The 701-nt window shown below is 44.8% G+C and carries 1 protein-coding gene; it reads left to right on the top strand.

The features are described from left to right. Nucleotides 1-286: 286 nt before the first annotated feature. Nucleotides 287-701, top strand: a 415-nt coding sequence (locus ACS8FC_RS17595) for an adenylosuccinate synthetase (protein WP_439297739.1), incomplete at its 3' end; no start/stop codon positions are given.

The raw sequence follows: 701 nt of genomic DNA, 5'->3' as shown, positions 1-701 counted from the left end.
ACGTCAGCAAGGCTATCGCGTTACCATGCCACTAGACGCACAGGACAGCCCAAATGACGTCACTCATCGTTTGATTTTTGCTGACAATCAGTGGCAGCTACAAACGATTTAACTATTCATTTGTTAAGCGAGCGCTCATTAAGCACCGCTTATTAGAACGCTAAGTTTTTAGATAGAAAGCTTTCTAGATAGAAAGCTTTTATATAGAAAGATATCGTCAATAAAGTCACTTTAATTTTTTAGCTTTTATTGCACACACCTCAATACATAAAGGTAAGGATTGATCATGGGTAAGAATGTTGTAGTCTTGGGTAGCCAATGGGGCGACGAAGGTAAGGGTAAAATCGTTGATTTACTTACCGAAAAAGCCTCAGCAGTAGCCCGCTTCCAAGGCGGTCATAATGCTGGTCACACGTTGGTTGTCGATGGCAAAACCACGGTCTTGCACTTGATTCCATCGGGTATCTTGCGTGAAGGCGTTACTTGCTTTATCGGTAATGGCGTGGTGTTAGCACCTGATGCACTACTAAAAGAGATGAAAGAGCTAGAAGACAACAACGTACCAGTACGTGAGCGTCTACGTATCTCTCCAAACTGCCCACTTATCATGCCTTATCACGTCGCGCTTGATCAAGCTCGTGAAGCCAAGCGTGGTAGCGGCAAAATCGGTACAACAGGTCGCGGCATTGGTCCTGCCTACG

The organism is Psychrobacter sp. 1Y4 (genome assembly GCF_051847555.1).
Note: the sequence above shows the minus strand (reverse complement) of the source record. Positions and strands in the feature narration are given on the sequence as shown.